The sequence below is a fragment of the Stenotrophomonas sp. PS02301 genome, from assembly GCF_029959485.1.
Classification (GTDB): domain Bacteria; phylum Pseudomonadota; class Gammaproteobacteria; order Xanthomonadales; family Xanthomonadaceae; genus Stenotrophomonas; species Stenotrophomonas maltophilia_Z.
In genome coordinates this window covers 25,649-39,038 of sequence record NZ_JASCOO010000004.1, presented here as the reverse complement: position 1 = coordinate 39,038, position 13,390 = coordinate 25,649, and the positions used below count along the sequence as shown (strand labels likewise).

Here is a 13,390-nt window from a genome sequence, read left to right as displayed (position 1 = left end):
GCCCGCCGCCTGCCGATGGTCCGTACACCACCGGTCGGCTCTACCGGCGGTCGGTGCCGTGTTACGCGGCGCGGGTACGGCGCGCGCGCTCCAGGTGCACCAGCAGCAGCGAGATCGCCGCCGGGGTCATCCCGGGGATGCGCTGGGCCTGGCCGAGGGTCTGCGGCCGCACGCGCTCGAGCTTCTGTTGCACTTCCGCCGAGAGACCGCGTACGCCGGCGTAATCGAAATCGGCCGCGATCGCGGTGTTCTCGTGGCGCTGCTGGCGTTCGATCTCGTCGCGCTGGCGGTCCAGATAGCCGGCGTACTTCACGCCGATCTCGACCTGTTCGGCGACCTTGGCATCGGCCACGGCCGGGCCCAGCGACGGCACCTGCATGAGCGTGGCGTAGTCCAGTTCCGGGCGCTTGATCAGGTCCAGCACATTGGTTTCGCGGCTGACCGCCACGCCCAGCGTGGCCTCCACTTCGCGGCCCAGCGCATTGCCTGGCGTCGCCCACAGCGCACGCAGGCGTGCGGTTTCCTGCGTCACGGCATCCTGCTTGGTCTGGAAGGCGGCCCAGCGGCGCTCGTCGACCAGGCCCAGCTCGCGGCCCAGGCCGGTCAGGCGCACATCGGCGTTGTCCTCGCGCAGCTGCAGCCGGTATTCGGCGCGGCTGGTGAACATGCGGTAGGGCTCGTTGGTGCCGTGGGTGATCAGATCGTCGACCAGGACACCCAGGTAGGCCTCATCGCGGCGCGGGCACCAGCCGGCGTCGTCACGGGTGAAGCGCGCGGCGTTGAGCCCGGCCAGCAGGCCCTGCGCGGCGGCTTCTTCATAGCCGGTGGTGCCGTTGATCTGGCCGGCGAAGAACAGGCCGCTGACGGACTTGGTCTCCAGCGTGTTCTTCAGCCCGCGCGGATCGAAGAAGTCGTATTCGATCGCGTAGCCGGGGCGGGTGATGTGCGCGTTCTCGAAACCGCGCATGCTGCGGACCAGCTCCAGCTGCACATCGAAGGGCAGCGAGGTGGAGATGCCGTTGGGATAGATCTCGACCACGTCCAGCCCTTCGGGCTCGACGAAGATCTGGTGGCTGGCCTTTTCCGCGAAGCGCACCACCTTGTCCTCGATGGAGGGGCAGTAGCGCGGGCCGATGCCTTCGATCTGGCCGCTGTACAGCGGCGAGCGGTGCAGGGCGTTGCGGATGATCTCGTGCGTGCGCTCGCTGGTATGGGTGATCCAGCAGCTGACCTGCGCCGGGTGCTCGGCCACGCTGCCCAGGAAGGACATCACCGGGCGTGGATCGTCGCCGGGTTGTTCTTCCATCACGGTGTAATCCAGCGAACGGCCGTCGATGCGTGGCGGGGTGCCGGTCTTGAGGCGGTCGATCACGAACGGGCGCTCGCGCAGGCGCGCGGCCAGCGTGGTCGCCGGCGGGTCGCCCATGCGGCCGGCGGCGTACTGGGTTTCACCAACGTGGATCTTGCCCGCCAGGAAGGTGCCGGCGGTGAGCACCACCGCGGCCGCGCTGAAGCGCAGCCCGGTCTGGGTGATCGCACCGCGCACGGCATCGCCTTCGATGATCAGGTCATCGACCGCCGCCTGGAATACGGTCAGGTTGGGCTGGGCTTCGACGATCTGGCGGATCGCCATCCGGTACAGATTGCGGTCGGCCTGGCAGCGCGTGGCGCGCACGGCCGGGCCTTTGGAGGCATTGAGCGTGCGCCACTGGATGCCGGCGCGGTCGGCGGCATGCGCCATCGCTCCGCCGAGGGCGTCGATCTCCTTGACCAGGTGGCCCTTGCCGATGCCGCCGATGGCCGGGTTGCAGCTCATCGCGCCGATGGTTTCCACGTTGTGGGTCAACAGCAGGGTGCGCGCGCCACTGCGCGCGGCCGCCAGCGCCGCTTCGGTGCCGGCGTGGCCGCCGCCGATGACGATGACGTCGTAGCGATAGAAGGAGTCAGTCATTGGCGGAGGAACTCGGGACGGGGCCGGGCGGCCCAGGGTCAGCCCTGTAGGCAGGGCGCGGGTGGCGATTTTAGCGCCATTCGTCGGGGGCGATGAAATCCACCCTCAAGTTGGCACGTTTTCTGCAGATAACCCAATAGCACCCAGGATGGCATGCGCCTTGTGCGTAACGGACCGGAATTGGAACAGGGGCCGGTCCAAGCGCATCGTGGGGAAGCAGAGGGGCCGGTAGTCGGGGGACTGCCGGCCCTGTTTTTTTGCCGGCGCGCGGCGGCTGGCTGTGCGCCAGATACAAAAGGCCCCGCCATTGGCGGGGCCTTCTGCGTTGTAGGTGCCGACATCCGACAGGGCCGGAACAGGGGGGATCCAGATGTTCCTGGCGGATATCGACATAGAGCCGAATGTGACGTCACTTGTCGCTTTTGGCACTTTGTGACCGTGACTGTCACTGCCCGACTAGAGTGAACTGCCGGGCGCGTGAAAATCAAGCCATCTCACGGCTCAACTGTGCGTTGGTTCGCATTGTTAAGATTCCGCCACGGGGAACCGTTCATCCTCGGCGCAGAGGGACGCGGGGCCTGGGCCGGGCGTGCCTGGGGCGGTGGGGATGGGCGCTGCTGTTGCTGCTGCTGCGGGCGGCGCGGGCCACCCACCGAATCCATGTTCCGCCACGGCGAGCCGCCGTTGTTCGGACGCGGGCGATCCGGCGGACGGGTGGGGTTGCCGTTGCCGTTGCCGGGGCGCGGCGGCGGCCGATGATTGTGCGGCGGGCGATAGTTCGGGTACGGGCGATACACCGGATAGCCGTAACCACCGCCATACCCGCCGTAGCCGTAATAGCCACCGCCGCCGTAATAGCCGCTGCCGTAGCCGTAGGGATAGCCGGCCGGGTAGCGATACTCGACCGAGGGTGCGCCGTGGTAGTAGCCATTGCCGCCGCCACCGCCGACATAGTCGTACGTCGCGCAGCCGGACAGGGCCAATAACAGGCCACCGGCAAGAACAAGGCGCATTTTCATGATGGGGTCCCCCCAAAGGGCTGTAGGGCCAGCTTCAGCCCAGGGCATTGAATCGGCCCTTAACTCAGCCCGATCCGAATGAATGGTTGCCATGCTGACACGTTCATCCGGACGGGTGTGGGCATGGGGCATACGTTAATCTTGCGTCATGAGCGATTCACCCTTGCCCTGTGTTGACGACGTGCTGGCGGCGGCGGCGCGCATTGCCGTGCACGCCTGCGTGACGCCGGTACTGCGCTCGCGCACGCTGGATGCGATGACCGGCGCCACTGTGTTCTTCAAGGCCGAGCATCTGCAGCGCAGCGGGGCGTTCAAGTTCCGCGGTGCCTGCAATGCCGTCTGGGCGCTGGAGGAGGCGCAGGCCCGGCGCGGGGTGGTCACCCACTCCTCCGGCAACCATGGCGCGGCGTTGGCGCTGGCTGCGCGCACCCGCGGCATCGCCTGCCACGTGGTCGTGCCCGAGGGCGCGGTGGCCGCCAAGCTGGCCAACATCGGCCGTCACGGGGCGACGCTGTGGCGCTGCGATGCCTCGATCGCCGCGCGCGAAGCGATGTGCGCCCAGGTCCAGGCCGAAACCGGGGCGACCCTGGTGCATCCGTATACCGACCCGCAGGTGATCGCCGGCCAGGGCACGGCGGCGCTGGAGCTGCTGCACGCCAGCGAGGGCCTGGACATGATGGTGGTGCCGGTGGGCGGCGGCGGCCTGGCCTCGGGCACGCGGCTGGCGCTGCAGGCGGTCGCCCCGGCAACCGGGCTGGTTCTGGCCGAACCGCTGGGCGCGGCCGATACCGCACGCTCGCTGGCGGCTGGCGAGCGCCGCATCGACTTCACCCCCGACACCGTCTGCGATGGCCTGCGCGGGACGCTCGGCGCGCCCAACTTCGCCCTGCTGCAGGGCGCGGCGCAGGTCATCACCGTCGCCGATGAGGCCACCGTCGCCGCAATGCGGCAGATCTGGCAGGTGCTCAAGCAGGTGGTGGAACCGTCCTCGGCCATCGCCCTGGCGGCGATCCTCGCCGAACCGGCGCGCTTTGCCGGCAAACGGGTCGGCGTGGTGCTGTCCGGTGGCAATGTCGATCTGGATGCCCTGCCGTGGGGTGCGGCATGAGCCGGCGCACGCGGGTGGGTGTGTTCGGGTGGCTGTGGCGGCTGTGCATCGTGCTGGCGGTGTGGCTGCTCGGGGTCACCGCGTGGATCGTCTGGATCGGCGAGCGCGACCAGGCGCAGAAAGCCGATGCGATCATCGTGCTCGGCGCGGCGGCCTATGACGCCAAGCCGTCGCCGGTGTTCGAAGAGCGCATCCGGCACGGGTTGGACCTGTACCAGCAGGGCTATGCGCCGCTGCTGATCTTCACCGGTGGCTACGGCGGCACCGGCGCGCGCTTTTCCGAATCGCAGGTGGCGCGCCGCTATGCGCTCAAGCAGGGCGTGCCCGACGATGCGATCCTGATCGAGACCGCCTCACGCACCACGCGGCAGAACCTGATCGAGGCGCGGCGCTTGATGGATCAGCGCAAGCTGCACCGCGTGATCATCGTCAGCGACCCGCTGCACATGGCCCGCGCGCTGCGCCTGTGCCGCGAGCTGGGCATCGATGCGCTGGCCTCGTCCACGCCGAGCACGCGCTTCCGCAGCTTCCACACCAGCTGGCGGTTCCTGGCGCAGGAAATCTACTTCTTCCATCGCGATCTGTTCCCGTCGTAGCGCCGACCCGTGGTTGGCTCTACGCGATCAGTGCGGTCGACTCAGGGCGTTTTGCGGCGGATCGGAATCGCCGAGACCGGCACCGTGGCAACATCGTGCCCGCGCTCGCGGATCGGCGCGCCGCCTTCCGGCGCCCAGGCGTGTGCGTAGATCACTTCCCAGCTGCTGGGCAGCGTGCCGTCTTCGCGCCGCAGCGGCTCGTAGGCCGCCCGCGCGGCATCGAAGCGCCCGCGCCCGGTCAGGGTGTGGCGGCGGTCATGGCGCGCGTTGGTGGCGCCGATCGCCTGCAGCTCGCGCATCAGTGCGGTCAGGTCGTCGTAGGTCAGGGTGAACAGGTCGCGGTCCAGCACCGGATCGCGGAAGCCGGACATCATCAGCGCATCGCCGAACTGTGCGATCGGTGCGAAACGGCTGACATGCGGCACCTCGTCGGCGGCGGCGAACGCATCGCGCAGTTCGATCAGGGTCTCCGGCCCGAACGTGGAGACCAGCAGCAGGCCCCCGGGCTTGAGCGCGCGGCGGAACCCGGCGAACACCGCCGGCAGATCCTCCACCCACTGCAGGCACAGGTTGCTGAAGATCACATCCACGCTCTGGTCCAGCACCGGCAGCGCCTGCGCATCGCCGCACACGCGCGAGAACGGCTTCCACCAGCCCGCCTGCTTCTTCGCCTCGCGCAGCATCGGCTGGGCCAGATCCAGCGCGATCACCTGGGCCTTCGGCCAGCGCTTCTTCATCACAGCGCTGGCATGGCCGGTGCCGCTGCCGACATCGAGCACCACCTGCGGCTGGCGGTTTTCCAGGTAATCCAGCGATTCGAGCAGGCGCTTTTCCACCTCGCGCTGCAGTGCCGCGGCGGCGTCGTAACTGCTGGCGGCGCGCGAGAAGGCGCGGCGGACGTGATGGGGATCGAAGCTGGACGTCATGGGGTACTCACGGCTCAAAACGGTGGTGCGGTGGACTCAGAAGGTGCCCGGGTAGGCGCCGCCATCGATCAGCAGGTTCTGCCCGGTGATGTAGCCGGCCTGTGCGCTGCACAGGAAGGCGCAGGCGGCACCGAACTCATCGGCGGTGCCGAAGCGGCCGGCGGGAATATGCGTGCGTTTGCGCTCGGCAAGCTGGCCGGCATCGATGCCCTGCTGCTGCGCCAGGTACGCGAAGTTGCCGCGCAGGCGATCGGTATCGAACTGGCCCGGCAGCAGATTGTTGAGGGTGACGTTGTGGGCGACGGTCTTGCGTGCCAGCCCGGCCACGAACCCGGTCAGGCCGGAGCGCGCGCCGTTGGACAGCCCGAGGATGTCGATGGGGGCCTTCACCGAGGAGGAGGTGATGTTGACCACGCGGCCGAAACCACGCTCGATCATGCCATCCACCGTGGTGCGGATCAGCTCGATCGGGGCCAGCATGTTGGCATCCAGTGCGGCAATCCAGTCCTCGCGGGTGAACTGGCGGAAATCGCCCGCCGGCGGGCCCCCCGCGTTGTTGACCAGGATGTCGACCTGCGGGCAGGCGGCCAGCGCGGCGGTACGGCCTTCCGGCGTGGTGATGTCGGCAACCACGCCGATCACCCTGCGTGCGCCCGGCAGGCCCTGCAGTTCGAGCACGGCGCGTTCCAGGGCCGCTTCACCGCGCGCGGCGATGACCACGTTGACGCCCTCGCGGGCGAGTGCGCGTGCACAGCCCAGCCCGAGGCCTTTGCTGGCGGCGCAGACCAGGGCCCAACGGCCGGCGATTCCAAGATCCATGGGGTCAGTCCTGTGGAGAAAGGCAGGCGTACATGATCGGCGATGCGCGGCCGGAACAGGTCAAGGCAGCGCGGCAACAAAGTGTTGCAGCTGCGCGGCCACCTCGTCGGTATGGCCGAGGAAAGGGGCATGCCCGCCCTGGGCGATCACATGCGCCTGCGCGCCCGGCGCCAGCGCGGCGGCAGCCTGCATGGCGCGCGCCGAGACCAGCCGGTCGCGCTGGCCGGCCAGCCACAGGCTGGGCTTGCCCAGCTGGGCCAGGGCGCCGCGCAGATCGGTGTTCTCCAGCAGGCGCAGGCCTTCCTGCAATGCGCGTGGGGTGGGCTCACCGCGCGCGACGAGCATCCCGCGCAGCGTGCGCAGTTCCTGTCGGGCGTGTTCGGAGCCCATCGCATCCAGCGCGAGGAAGCGCTCCAGCGTGCCGCGATAATCCTGCGCGAGGTCCTGACCGAACTGTTCGAACACCGCCGGCTCCACCGCATGCGGCCAGTCGTCGCCGCGCACGAAACGCGGCGTGGCGGCGATCATCGCCAGCGCACGCACCTGAGGCAGGGTCGCGGCAGCATGCAGCGCGAACAGCCCCCCTAGCGACCAGCCGCACCAGACCGCCGGCGGCGTGGCGGCGGCGATGGCATTGACCACGTACGGCAGGCGCAGCGGCGTGGTGTCAGCGCGGCTGGCGCCGTGGCCGGGCAGATCCACCAGGTGCAGCTGGAAGTGCGCCGACAGGCGGTCCACCAACGGTGCGAACACGCCGCCGTGCAGGGCCCAGCCGTGGATGAGGACCAGCGCGGGGCCCTGGCCGATGACATCGATCTGCATGCTCAACCCAGCGCTGTCACGCGGTCACGGCAGTCAGCAATGGCGGCTGCACCACAGTGTCGCGGGCGTGCGCGATCGCATCGACCAGTGCGCGCACCTCGGCAGGTGTGTGCAGGGCGGACAGGGTCACCCGCAGGCGCGCCTTGCCCTCCGGTACGGTGGGCGGACGGATCGCGCTGACCAGGAAACCGGCGGCTTCCAGCGCGGCCGACATGCCCATCACCGTCGATTCGGCGCCGCACAGCAGGGGTTGGATCGGGGTATCCGATGGCATCAGTTCCAGGCCGTGCTGGCGGGCGCCGGTGCGGAAGATGCCAATCAGTTCGGTGAGCTTTTCGCGGCGCCAGTCATCGCGGCGGGCCAGCTTCACCGCGGCCAGGGCGGCGGCCGCCTGCGCCGGCGGCACGGCGGTGGTGTAGATGTAGGGGCGCGCGGTTTCGGCCAGGTGCTGGATCATCGCCTCGTCGCCGAGCACGACCGCGCCGCTGCCGCCGAGCGCCTTGCCGAGCGTGGCCAGCTGCAGCGGCACATCGTTCACGCCCAGGCCCGCATCGGCCACGCAGCCGCGGCCGTGTTCGCCGACCACACCGATGCCGTGCGCGTCATCGACGTACAGCAGCGCTTCCTGCATGCGCGCCACCAACGACAGGGAACGCAGCGGGGCAATGTCGCCGTCCATGCTGAACACGCCGTCGGTGGCCAGCATCGCCGCGCCGCTGGGCGCGTGCTTGAGCTGACGCAGCGCGCCTTCGGTATCCAGATGCGGGTAGCGGCGCAGGCGGCAACCGGCCAGGCGCGATGCATCGAGCAGGCTGGCGTGGTTGAGGCGGTCCTGTACGCACACATCGTCTTCTTCGCTGAGCAGGGCCTGCTGCACCGCGAGGTTCGCCGCGAAGCCACTGCCGAACAGCAGCGCCCGCGGATAGCCGAGCCAATCGGCCATTTCCTGTTCAAGCGCTTCATGCAGCACGTGGTGGCCGCAGATCAGGTGCGATCCGGTGGCGCCGGTGCCTTCGCGCGCGGCCGCATCCTGCAGTGCGCTGACCACGCCGAACTGCTGCGACAGACCCAGATAGTCATTGCTGCAGAAACCGGTGAGCCACTGGCCATCGACGTCCAGCCGCACGCCATCGCGCCGGCTCACCACGCGGCGCACGCGAAGGCGCCCCTGCGCGTCGCGGAGCTTGCGCAGGGCCTGGATGCGGTCGTGCAGGTCAGGACGGGCCATGGTCGTCAGGGGGTCCGGGTGGGCCGTTAGCGTACCCGGTTGCCGGGCCCGCTGCTCGGGGCTCAGGCCGCCCGCCCGCAGCCGCCGCCGGCGGTGATGTCGGCGTGCACCGTGCCCGGGTGGTCGTGCCCGTCGGCATCCACCGTGACCGGCATCGGGCGCAGGCCCAGCCGCGCGAACAGGTCCAGGTCGCGCCCGGTGTCCGGGTTGCCGGTGGTCAGCAGCTTTTCGCCATGGAAGATGGAGTTGGCCCCGGCCAAGAAGCACAGCGCCTGCAGCTCGTCGCTCATCGCCTCGCGTCCGGCCGAGAGCCGCACCATTGCACGTGGCATCACGATGCGGGCCACCGCGATCATCCGCACGAACTCGAAGGGGTCCAGCTCGGCGGTGCCATGCAGCGGCGTGCCGGCGACCTGTACCAGGCGGTTGATCGGCACCGAATCCGGGTGGGCGGGCAGGGTGGCCAGCGCCAGCAGCAGGCCGGCGCGGTGCTCGCGGGTCTCGCCCATGCCGACGATGCCACCACAGCAGGTCTTCAGGCCGGCATCGCGCACGTGCGCCAGCGTGTCCAGGCGGTCCTGGTACTGGCGCGTGTGGATGATCGAATCGTAGTAGTCCGGCGCGGTGTCCAGGTTGTGGTTGTAGTAGTCCAGCCCGGCCTCGCGCAGGGCGGTGGCCTGCGCGCCGCTGAGCATGCCCAAGGTGGCGCAGGTCTCCAGGCCGAGTGCCTTCACCTCGCGGATCATCGCCGCCACCTTGGGGATATCGCGGTCCTTGGGCGAGCGCCAGGCCGCACCCATGCAGAACCGGGAGGCGCCGGCGGCCTTGGCCTGGCGGGCCTTGGCGACGACATCGTCGGTGGCCATCAGCTTCTGTGCGTCCACCCCGGTGCTGTAGCGCTGCGCCTGCGGGCAGTACGCGCAGTCTTCCGGGCAGCCGCCGGTCTTGACCGAGAGCAGGGTCGAAATCTGGACTTCCGCCGGATCGAACTGCTCGCGGTGCACGCTGGCCGCGCGGTGCAGCAGCGCCGGGAACGGCAGCGCGAACAGCGCCAGCAGTTCCTCGCGGTGCCAGTCGTGTCGGATGACAGAAGCCATGGGAGTGTCCTGACAGATAGTGGAACGAAAGGGCGGCAGTCTGGTGAGGCCGCCCTCATCTGTCAACCATATGGACTTATCAAAAGTTTACGGCGCCCTGGGCTGGCTCGGCTGGCAGATCCTCCCGCTGCGCTGCCTGGTCTGCGAGAGCCCGGGCGAGGACGGGATGGATCTGTGCCGCGCCTGCCATCAGGCGCTACCGTGGAACGACCGCGCCTGCCGTCGCTGCGCCCTGCCGTTGGCGGCGACCGATCCCGGTGACGCAGCGGGGGACCACTGCGAGCGCTGCGTGGACGAGTATCCCCGCCAGGCGGCGGCCAGTGCCGCGTTCCTGTATGCGCCGCCGATCGACCGGTTGCTGATCCGGTTGAAATTCCACCAGGACCTGGCCGCCGGCCGGCTGCTGTCACAACTGATGCTGCAGCGCGTGCCGCCGTTTCTGGCCGGGCCGCTGCAGCCGATGCCGCTGCACCGCCGCCGGTTGCGCCAGCGCGGTTACAACCAGGCGCTGGAACTGAGCAAGCCGCTGGCGCGCGGGCTGTGCTGCCCGCTCTGGAACGGGCTGCAACGGACCCGCGAGACCGCGGCGCAATCGAACCTGGATGCGGATGCCCGGCGCTGCAACCTGCGCGATGCGTTCGCGGTACGCGGCCACCCGCCCGCCGGGCTGACCATCGTCGACGATGTAATGACCACCGGGGCAACCACCGATGCCGCGCTGCGCGCGCTGCAGTACGCCGGTGCCGGCCCGATGCAGGTCTGGGTCTGTGCGCGCGTGCCGTGAGCGCCGTTGCCGCGCCTTGCACGCTGCGAGGACGTACCATCGGGGTGTCATCACCCTCGCAAGGACGTCCCATGAACCTGCCGCCGGATCCGCGCACCTCGCCGCTTCTCACTGCCATCGGCCGCAGCTGGTGGGTGCTGATGCTGTACGGCGTGGTCGCCGTTGTCTTCGGTCTGGTCGCGATCGCACGGCCGCTCTCGGCCGCCACCGCACTGGCCTGGGCGATCGGCGTGATGGCGCTGGTGGAAGGCCTGATCAGCCTGTTCGCGCTGTTCGGCCGCAGTGGCGTGCCGCGCGGGTGGCTGCTGGTCTACGCGCTGGCCTCGGTGGTATTCGGTGTGCTGGCCGTGCTCAACCCGCTGGCCACGGCCAGTGTGCTGATCCTGTTGCTGGCCGCCTGGCTGATCGTCGCCGGTATCTACCGCATCGTGTTCGCGATCCGGGTGCGCAAGGAAATCCAGGGCGAGTGGCTGCTGATCCTCAGCGGCGTGCTGGCGATCGTGCTCGGCGCGATGATGGTGGCCAACCCGATTGCAGGCATTGCCGTCACCACGCTGTGGATCGGCATCGGCAGCCTGCTCTACGGCGTGCTGCAGATCGTGGTCGCCTGGCGCATCCGCCGCCTGCGCTGAGCACGCGCAGCGGCGATACTCGTGTCCTTCCTGATGGAGAGATACGCATGCGCAGCACCCTGTTGATCGTCACGATGGCGCTGGCGTCCGGCCTCAGCGCCTGCACCCAGGCGCCGCCTGCACCCGCCGCGCCCGAGACGACGGCGGGCGTCGCACCGTTGACGAACGCACGCATCCAGATGCGGGAGGTGGCCGAGGATGCCCAACGCCCCGGCGTCACCACGCTCAAGGACCGCGACGGCAACGCGCTGCCCTTGATCGAGCCGGCCTTCATCACCACGGCCGACATCGCCACGGTGGCCGTGGGCAGCGACGGTCATACCGGCCACGGGACCCTGATCCTGCGCTTCACGGATGACGCGGCACCACGCATCCTTGCGGCGACCGAAGCGCGCGTCGCCAAGCGTGTGGCGTTTACTGTCGGCGATCAGGTCCTCAATGTCGCCGTCATTGCCGGCCCCTTCGCCCAGACCATGCAGGTGAGCGGGCTGGACAGCACGGAAGAAGCGCACCGGCTGTATACGGAGATCACGGGCAAGGCTCCCTGAGCCCCAAGTCGGGCTGCGGACCGTTCAGCGGAAATTCGCCTCGATCTGCTCCAGCGATTTGCCCTTGGTCTCCGGCAGCCAGAACGCGGCGATCAGGAAGTACAGCAACGTACAGCCGGCCCAGAAGAAGAACATGCTGGCGTAACCATGATGGCCGACCGTGGGCAGGAAGATCGCGGCGATCACGGTGGAGACGAACTGGTTGATCAACAGGGCGATGCTCATGCCGTTGGAGCGGATGCGGGTCGGCATCAGCTCGGACAGCGCCAGCCACACGCACACGCCCGGGCCCACCGCGAAGAACGCGACGAACAGCAGAATGCAGCCGGCGACCAGCCAGCCGTGGGTGGGCGAGGGCACCGGGCCGATCACCGCACGTTCGATCACCAGCGGCGCGTTGGCGGCCTGCGCCGGGTCCGGGAACGGGTTGAGATGCAGCGTGCGGAAGAAACGGCCGATCACGCTGTCGGCCGACACCGCGTCTTCGCGACGGATCTGCAGCGTGGCGTCGATCGGGTTGTCGCTGCGTAGTGAGCGCACGTTGCTGAAGCCGCCGTAGGCATACGACACGGTCAGCTGCTGCGGCGCGGCGCCGGCGTTGCCATCCAGCCGCTGCCATTGCGCGGCATCCAGCGGCAGCGACAGGGTGGTGCCGCTCACCTGTTGCTGAAGCGTGGCGTGCACGTCCAGCCGCCCACGCTCGCTCTGCACGAACAACAGTGCAGCGGCCAGCAGCGACAGCGTGATGCCGCCACTGCCAAGCATCAACAGGAACTTGCGGCCTTTTCGGTCCACCAGTACCAGCGCGACCACGGTCATCACCGCGTTGAGCAGCTTGATCGCCACATCGGCGCCGTTGGCCACCGAGCCGGGCAGGCCGGCCTGGTTGAGGATGTTGACGGCGTAGGCCAGCACCGAGTTGATGCCGGTGGCCTGGGTGAAGGCCAGCACCAGGCAGGCCAGCACGAACGGCCACACATAGCGGCGGCTGAGCAGCGGGTCGCGCTTGCCGTTGCGGCCGATCTGGAGCTCGTCCGGCGCCCGCATGCGCTGCAGGGTCGGCTCCACCTCGCCCGCGGCGACGGTACGCTGCAGGGCACGGCGCGCCTTGTCGATGCGGCCACGGCGCACCAGCCAGCGCGGGGATTCACTGATCAGCAGCACGCCGCCGGTGAATACCAGGCCCGGCAGCAGGCAGCTCCAGAAAATGGTACGCCACGCATGGTCCTTGATGTCGAACAGCAGGCGCTGCTGCTCCGCACCGGGTAGATGGCGCACGGCGGCGGTCGCGGCATCCACGGCATGCGCGTGGTACAGCCCGATCACCGCGGCCAGCACCAGGCCGATGGTCAGCAGCAGCTGGAACATCGCCGCGCCACGCCCACGTCGTTCCGGGCTGAGCACTTCGGCCAGATACAGCGGTACCACCACGCCGATCAGCCCGCCACTGATGCCCTGCAGCAGGCGCCCCATCAACAGCGCGCCATAGCCATCGGACAGGGCCATCACCGGAATGCTGGCGGTGAACAGCACGCCGGCCAGCAGCATCGCGCCACGGCGGCCGATCAGGTCGGCGACCATCCCGGCGAACAGTGAAGACAGCACACTGCCGAGCAGCACCGCGGCGACCACGAAGCCCAACTGCTGGCTGGTCAGGTGCCAGCTCGCGGTGGCGGTGGCCTCCAGATAGGGCAGGGCACCGGCGATGATGCCGATGTCGATGCCGTAGAGCAGCCCCCCCATGCCGCCGATGAACAACAGATAGCGTACCGGCCAGCGTGGCGCGGAGGCGCCTGCGTGCACGGGCATGGCTGCGGAAACATCGTTCATCGTGCCGGTCCTGTCTGCAAGTGCGTGCGC

General features: G+C 69.1%; 13 protein-coding genes. 5 read left to right on the top strand and 8 right to left on the bottom strand.

Features of this window, described 5'->3' with window-relative positions; all coding sequences use genetic code 11:
• Positions 1 to 61: 61 nt before the first annotated feature.
• Both mnmG and QMX81_RS01980 read right to left on the bottom strand, forming a co-directional pair.
• On the bottom strand, positions 62 to 1,951 hold the full coding sequence (mnmG, locus tag QMX81_RS01985; protein ID WP_121040762.1) for a tRNA uridine-5-carboxymethylaminomethyl(34) synthesis enzyme MnmG: 1,890 nt from the start codon (positions 1,949 to 1,951) through the stop codon (positions 62 to 64).
• 494 nt (positions 1,952 to 2,445) lie between these two features.
• A complete protein-coding gene (locus QMX81_RS01980; RefSeq protein WP_121040757.1) occupies positions 2,446 to 2,970 on the bottom strand; it encodes a hypothetical protein in 525 nt (174 codons plus the stop codon).
• 148 nt (positions 2,971 to 3,118) lie between these two features.
• Between QMX81_RS01980 and QMX81_RS01975 the strand changes: the two genes are divergently transcribed.
• Positions 3,119 to 4,078, top strand: a complete 960-nt coding sequence (locus QMX81_RS01975; RefSeq protein WP_121040755.1) for a pyridoxal-phosphate dependent enzyme — start codon at positions 3,119 to 3,121, stop codon at positions 4,076 to 4,078.
• On the top strand, positions 4,063 to 4,674 hold the full coding sequence (locus tag QMX81_RS01970; protein WP_183073725.1) for a YdcF family protein: 612 nt from the start codon (positions 4,063 to 4,065) through the stop codon (positions 4,672 to 4,674). The genes QMX81_RS01975 and QMX81_RS01970 overlap by 16 nt, the downstream gene beginning before the upstream one ends.
• 41 nt (positions 4,675 to 4,715) lie before the next feature.
• Here the strand turns inward: QMX81_RS01970 and bioC are convergent, their stop codons facing one another.
• The 5 genes from bioC to bioB all read right to left on the bottom strand — a co-directional run bounded on the left by bioC (position 4,716) and on the right by bioB (position 9,566).
• Complete coding sequence (bioC, locus tag QMX81_RS01965; protein ID WP_282257909.1) at positions 4,716 to 5,600, bottom strand: malonyl-ACP O-methyltransferase BioC; 885 nt, start codon at positions 5,598 to 5,600, stop codon at positions 4,716 to 4,718.
• Between the two features lie 36 nt (positions 5,601 to 5,636).
• Positions 5,637 to 6,419, bottom strand: coding sequence for an SDR family oxidoreductase (locus tag QMX81_RS01960; RefSeq protein WP_282257908.1), 783 nt, complete (start codon positions 6,417 to 6,419; stop codon positions 5,637 to 5,639).
• 60 nt (positions 6,420 to 6,479) lie between these two features.
• Entirely contained in the window at positions 6,480 to 7,241 is a 762-nt protein-coding gene (gene bioH / locus QMX81_RS01955; RefSeq protein WP_282257907.1) for a pimeloyl-ACP methyl ester esterase BioH, read from the bottom strand.
• A 16-nt stretch (positions 7,242 to 7,257) separates the two neighbouring features.
• On the bottom strand, positions 7,258 to 8,469 hold the full coding sequence (gene bioF, locus QMX81_RS01950; protein ID WP_282257904.1) for an 8-amino-7-oxononanoate synthase: 1,212 nt from the start codon (positions 8,467 to 8,469) through the stop codon (positions 7,258 to 7,260).
• Between the two features lie 62 nt (positions 8,470 to 8,531).
• Positions 8,532 to 9,566, bottom strand: a complete 1,035-nt coding sequence (gene bioB, locus QMX81_RS01945) for a biotin synthase BioB (protein ID WP_282257902.1) — start codon at positions 9,564 to 9,566, stop codon at positions 8,532 to 8,534.
• 70 nt (positions 9,567 to 9,636) lie between these two features.
• Between bioB and QMX81_RS01940 the strand changes: the two genes are divergently transcribed.
• From QMX81_RS01940 to QMX81_RS01930, 3 genes are all read left to right on the top strand, one after another.
• Positions 9,637 to 10,350: a ComF family protein gene (locus QMX81_RS01940; protein ID WP_282257901.1), complete on the top strand. Its 714-nt coding sequence runs from the start codon at positions 9,637 to 9,639 to the stop codon at positions 10,348 to 10,350.
• Between the two features lie 71 nt (positions 10,351 to 10,421).
• A complete protein-coding gene (locus QMX81_RS01935; protein WP_121040739.1) occupies positions 10,422 to 10,982 on the top strand; it encodes an HdeD family acid-resistance protein in 561 nt (186 codons plus the stop codon).
• Between the two features lie 47 nt (positions 10,983 to 11,029).
• Positions 11,030 to 11,530, top strand: coding sequence for a hypothetical protein (locus QMX81_RS01930; RefSeq protein ID WP_121040737.1), 501 nt, complete (start codon positions 11,030 to 11,032; stop codon positions 11,528 to 11,530).
• A 24-nt stretch (positions 11,531 to 11,554) separates the two neighbouring features.
• On the opposite strand, the gene QMX81_RS01925 is transcribed toward QMX81_RS01930, so the two are convergent.
• The gene (locus QMX81_RS01925; RefSeq protein WP_282257900.1) at positions 11,555 to 13,360 is read right to left on the bottom strand and encodes an MFS transporter; all 1,806 of its coding nucleotides are present in this window, start codon (positions 13,358 to 13,360) and stop codon (positions 11,555 to 11,557) included.
• Positions 13,361 to 13,390 lie beyond the last annotated feature (30 nt).